The organism is Thermomonas beijingensis (assembly GCF_020034655.1).
Taxonomy (GTDB): Bacteria; Pseudomonadota; Gammaproteobacteria; order Xanthomonadales; family Xanthomonadaceae; genus Thermomonas; species Thermomonas beijingensis.
On sequence record NZ_JAIQDJ010000017.1, the window covers coordinates 1 to 3,868 of the forward strand.

Genomic DNA, 3,868 nt, shown 5'->3' on the forward strand with positions numbered 1-3,868 from the left:
TCGAATTGGAAAGGACGCATGTTATTTCTGAAATGACTGCTGGCGCCTCTTTAGAGCCATGCATTTCACCAAAAAGAAGTAGGTCGCCAGCAGGAATGCCTTTGGGTTTTTGGCATGCCGTGGACCCAGGGATTGGTTGGTTTGAGTGGCTGCAGGATGCGAGCGCAATTAGTAGAAGACTTGCGAAAAACTTCATCATAGTGGGCTAACGCCTGAGTTAAGCCGGGCCGCTGCGCGGCCTTGGCGATGGTTCAATCATAGACGCCGGCGCCGAGGCCGCGAAGCGGGCTCGGCTTGAACGAATTGTTATGTGGCCTCTTCTATTTGTTGACGGCGAGTTCTAGCGCAAAAGTCCCGAGAATTAGGTCGTCTCCCGATGGCTCTCCGTCCGTCACGTACTCTTTAAGGGTCCACGTGAGCCTGCCAGAACTTATTCTCGCCACGCCGATCGCGACGGCACCGTTTCTTGCACTAGTAATTGTGAGAACTGCGGAATTTCCGATTGCAACGCCATGAACTTGACCACCATCTTCAATGCGACCGCAACCAACGGGGGCGTTGTAGTAGGCGCCGTGAATGTCTTCACCGTCTTGGGTCAGAACCAGTGAAACGTTGCCGCAAATGTCATCTCGACTGCGCATTTCAGCGGGGTGCGTATCGCTCGTCCAATTGCCCGCGAAATTTGCATTGCCAGCCGCAGCAGGAATGCTCCCAAAGAGAACTGCTGCGAGCAGGAGAGAAGTCTTCATGGCCACATAACACCTGAGTTAAGCCGCGCCGCGAAGCGGCGTCGGCTTGAACGAGTTGTTATACGGACTCGAGTTGCTTGAGCGTTTGGCCGCTCGCGTCCTTCCATGCGGTTCTGCCATTGGCGGTGCCGCCGTGAATCACCGCTGCCGCCGCACTTGGGCTAGAAAACTCGTGGTTCTTGGTGAAAACAAGGCGGCCTGCAGCAGGCGCGAGCACACCGTCTTTCAGCAACTGCTCGCGAGCATTAATTACCCACGGATAGTCTTTTGCCGATGGGCGCAGCGCTTGGACAGCCTGCGACTGGGCGAGCACCACAATACCGTTTGGTGTGAGGTGCCCACTGGCCTTAAGGCCGCTAATCTCACAGAACAGGAGGCGCGCTTCTTCTTGGGATTCCGGCGGGGCGGCGATTGGAACGAGCACTTCAACTCCAAGAGCGGGAAGCAACTGCTCAATCTTTTCCAGGAAGATCTCCATGTCCGCGCGATCGGATTCAGGAAGCTTTGACGTGGTTGCCTGGGAGTTTGTAAGGCTGGCGCGACCAGCGAGCTTTGCCAGCTCGATGAGCCGACCTTCCAAGTAGCGGATATGGGACTTGGTAAGATTCTCGTCTTTGCTAGTGAAGTAAACGAGATGGTTCCAGAAGTCCTTGTCTACGTGCTGCTTAAGCCGCGACTGGATCGACTCAGCTTCGCCGATGTACACGGCTGGGCCGCCAGACAGCGGATCTACGCCGGTAAGCAAGTAGACCCCGACATTGCCTGCTTCCTCGCGCTTAAGGAGCTGATCGAGTTCCGTGCGAGGGCCAGCGACGGCTTTTCCCGACCAGTTCGAAATCTCGCCAGTCCGTAAGCGCTTCGGATCGCCATGCGGAAGGTAAATTTTGATCGTGGCGCTAGGCATGTGTGTTGTCCGTATAACACCTGAATTAAGCCGCGCCGCGAAGCGGCGTCGGCTTGAATGAATTGTTAGACGCTTATATTCCGCTGCTTGAGCTGGCGGGCGTAAGCGAAAGCGTCGTCTAGTTTGTCAAAGTGAATTTCGCCGACGGCATAATATCGACCGTTGTAGATAATTCCCTCTTGTGCCATCTGCTCTGCATGGGGATGTTTAATTGTCGATAGATCTATCAGCAAATCTCTACATGCGGAGATAACCCAAATGGTGTATGCGCCGATAATTGTTCCTATTGGAAATGCGAGTAGTGAGATGAGGCTGACTATCATTAACCCGGTCATGCCCTTTTCGCCCGCAAGCAATTTTCTCCCGCCTGAAAGTTGGGTTATTGAGAAAATAAGTTGCAGTGATCCCAGCACAAGCAGCAATAGGCCTAGTGTCCTGACCCAACTGCCGGAAGTATCTCCTGCTGTTAAATCATTTAGGCTACCTCCGGACGCAATAAATAATATAAAAATCGATATGCCGGCGAGTATGGACAATCCAATGCCAATCCAGCCAAAAATAATATTAACCTGGGCTGCTAATTTTATGTGATTTTGCATGTAATAATTCCATTATTAGTTGATGTATTTTTGTGGTTATTCAATACATTTTTGGGCTGTGCAGTCGAATAAGCTTAATTGAAGCATGCTTACCGGGAGACGATCTTCCAGCGTCTAACGCCTGAGTTAAGCCGACTTGCGTAGTGGAGGTGACAACATGGCAAGCTTTTCTTGCCATGTTGTTGCCGTAACGAAGCAAGTTCGGCTTGAACGAATTGTTAGGCCGATGACCGCGGACCAATTTTTTGCGCATCGATTGAGTATGCCTAGAAGATGCCTGGATAATTGGACATGACTAAAACAAAGAACGCTAGTACACAAATCACCAGAAGCAGGGTGATTGCGTGGAAAATGATCACTATCTTGCTCAGAGTGTCTAGGTTAGGTTGTTGTCGTTCGGGATGGTCGGTGAACGCCCAGCGATCCACGACTACGGTATCTGTCCAGCGGTCGTGCCAGCCGCGCTTGCGCTCAGTTATGCCCGCCGCCATCAGGCCAATACCGGCAGGTAGCGCTGCCACTAGAAGCCCCAGCCAGCGCATGCAACTTTGACCGAAGTCGATGACCGAACCGTTTGGACGGCAGACTTTAATTCCGACGGCCATCTTTCCTAGCGTGGCCTGCGCAGGTCGCGAGTGCATCCAAGCGAAGTAGAGGCCTAACGGCAACATTAATAGCAGAAATGCGATGGTCGAACTGCTGAGAAAACCGCCTCCCGTTTTGATGAGGATCGCGAGAGAGGCCACCGCTAACAAGGGCGCAAGTACAGTGCCTAAAATAGTAAGGATAAGCATCCAGTCAATGCAGGCGGCTGCGAATCGGCGCCAGAAACCGACGTAGACAATGTCGGCCTGCGTGCTCGAACAACTTGATATGGATAATTCAGGAGGGTCGATCAAATTGGCATTCCTTGCAAAATTATTCGGCGAGAATATTGGAGGAAGGCTGGAGCTATACGTCAAGCAGCTGTAATTGTCACCAATTGTGCCATTGAAGTCTCATCAGCGGCCTAACACCTGAGTTAAGCCGGACCGCTGCGCGGCACGGCGGTGTGGTACACGTTACCGCACTAAGCCGAGCCGCGAAGCGGTCTCGGCTTGAACGAATTGTTAGGCGCCAATTGCTAGCCGAAAAAGCATGCGTGCTTGTCTTCACCGACCAGCGCCAGGAACTTCTCGATGGTACCGACCCGAGGCATTGGCGGATAGCTGTGCCACTTTAGATCGGCTCGCATCCAGAAGACCTTCCAGAGTGCTTGGGTCTTGACGTACGTGGCCTTTGCAACAGGATGCTCCATGGTTTCGCCGGGTTCTCCCCTCCAGCGGGGGCGAACCTCAAATATTTCAACGCTTTGCCCGTTGATACGAAAGGCAAGATCAAGCTCTGCTCGGATATGCGGAGGCGGACGATGCTTTTCGATGAAACTGCCAATGACCTTCTCAAGTCGCTTGGTCTCGAATTCGCTGATGGCCATGTCAGTTGCAATGATGGTTGATTTGGCGCCTAACACCTGAATTAAGCCGCGCCGCGAAGCGGCGTCGGCTTGAATGAATTGTTAGGCAGAGGATATGCCCGAATCTGTGCACCCGCAAGCTGCGACAACACACAACGAAACA

Annotated in this window: 6 protein-coding genes; 1 reads left to right on the top strand and 5 read right to left on the bottom strand. The window is 52.7% G+C overall.

The annotated features are described in order from the left end of the window. The coding region (locus K7B09_RS12675; protein WP_223629830.1) for a hypothetical protein at positions 1 to 209 on the top strand (209 nt) is incomplete at its 5' end. 111 nt (positions 210 to 320) lie between these two features. On the opposite strand, the gene K7B09_RS12680 is transcribed toward K7B09_RS12675, so the two are convergent. From K7B09_RS12680 to K7B09_RS12700, 5 genes are all read right to left on the bottom strand, one after another. Further along, the gene (locus tag K7B09_RS12680; protein WP_223629831.1) at positions 321 to 749 is read right to left on the bottom strand and encodes a hypothetical protein; all 429 of its coding nucleotides are present in this window, start codon (positions 747 to 749) and stop codon (positions 321 to 323) included. Between the two features lie 58 nt (positions 750 to 807). Then, positions 808 to 1,653 (bottom strand): GIY-YIG nuclease family protein, encoded by an 846-nt coding sequence (locus K7B09_RS12685; protein ID WP_223629832.1) that lies wholly within the window; start codon positions 1,651 to 1,653, stop codon positions 808 to 810. A 65-nt stretch (positions 1,654 to 1,718) separates the two neighbouring features. Next, positions 1,719 to 2,252, bottom strand: coding sequence for a hypothetical protein (locus K7B09_RS12690; RefSeq protein WP_223629833.1), 534 nt, complete (start codon positions 2,250 to 2,252; stop codon positions 1,719 to 1,721). Positions 2,253 to 2,518: 266 nt separating this feature from the next. Next, a complete protein-coding gene (locus K7B09_RS12695; RefSeq protein ID WP_223629834.1) occupies positions 2,519 to 3,151 on the bottom strand; it encodes an RDD family protein in 633 nt (210 codons plus the stop codon). A 224-nt stretch (positions 3,152 to 3,375) separates the two neighbouring features. Beyond that, positions 3,376 to 3,726 carry a DUF3024 domain-containing protein gene (locus tag K7B09_RS12700; RefSeq protein WP_223629835.1) on the bottom strand — a complete coding sequence of 117 codons (351 nt, stop codon included), beginning with the start codon at positions 3,724 to 3,726 and terminating at the stop codon, positions 3,376 to 3,378. Positions 3,727 to 3,868: the final 142 nt, after the last annotated feature.

Coding starts and splice junctions, on each gene's coding strand:
- K7B09_RS12690 (WP_223629833.1), bottom strand. CDS start 2,252: ATGCAAAATCACATAAAATTAGCAGCCCAGGTTAATATTATTTTTGGC.
- K7B09_RS12700 (WP_223629835.1), bottom strand. CDS start 3,726: ATGGCCATCAGCGAATTCGAGACCAAGCGACTTGAGAAGGTCATTGGC.
- K7B09_RS12685 (WP_223629832.1), bottom strand. CDS start 1,653: ATGCCTAGCGCCACGATCAAAATTTACCTTCCGCATGGCGATCCGAAG.
- K7B09_RS12680 (WP_223629831.1), bottom strand. CDS start 749: ATGAAGACTTCTCTCCTGCTCGCAGCAGTTCTCTTTGGGAGCATTCCT.